1 protein-coding gene is annotated in these 770 nt (G+C 36.0%); it reads right to left on the minus strand.

The features are described 5' to 3' along the window. Positions 1–59 precede the first annotated feature (59 nt). A partial coding sequence (locus BFP72_RS00005; protein WP_221406441.1) for a hypothetical protein occupies positions 60–770 on the minus strand: 711 nt, incomplete at its 5' end.

A 770-nucleotide genomic window follows, 5' to 3' on the forward strand; every position in this document is an offset into this window, starting at 1 on the left:
ACCGCCAACCTCAATTCTAGCAGGAATCACCATGGAGGATAGGTGATGTTAGCGTGTCGTTATTTTTGTTTGCCAATCCATGTGTTTCCCCGTTTTAGTACAAACGCCTTTTCTATTCCATCTTCAGTTTGTATCGTTCGGGTTGGTGTATTGTTTTTCACAAGTTTCCTATATGATCTAACGTCATCAAAAAAATCTTCAGGGCTCCAATAATCATTAATATCGAGATCAGAATATTCAGACTCAAACACTAAATCCTCATCTTCTGTTGAATCCCAATGAAACATAGAAACTCTATCTTCTTCGTTGTTAAATAGTTTGATAGGAAATTTCAAAGGTTCTTCATGAAGGTTCCACATTTGTTGATAATGTTCAGCTCGGTCGCCAATTGCTGATACTACTTGAGAATCGATAAATCGTCTATCGTTTAACCAAATCGCAAGATAGAAGTCATCAAAGTTATCTTCTAGTTGTTTCTTCCAAAGTTCGTAGATACTCAAAAGATGAGAAAACAGCTGTCTTCTGTAATTCGCAGGATAATCTACTTCATAGTAGAGGTTAGACCAAGGATCTACTTTTGACTTGCAATAATAGTACTTCGACTCCTTTAGAATTTCAAGGTTAATTCGTTGATGCCCTTCGAACCATTTATCAATATTCTTTTGTCTTCTTTTAAGCCCTCTTAGTTTTTTTGATCTCAATGTATGCGGAATTATTGTGTTCTGAAAATACCCCAAATAATTGTCGCAATTAAGGCTACTATCGCAAGA

Origin of the sequence: Reichenbachiella sp. 5M10 (genome assembly GCF_002742335.1) — a bacterium.
Lineage (GTDB): Bacteria > Bacteroidota > Bacteroidia > Cytophagales > Cyclobacteriaceae > Reichenbachiella.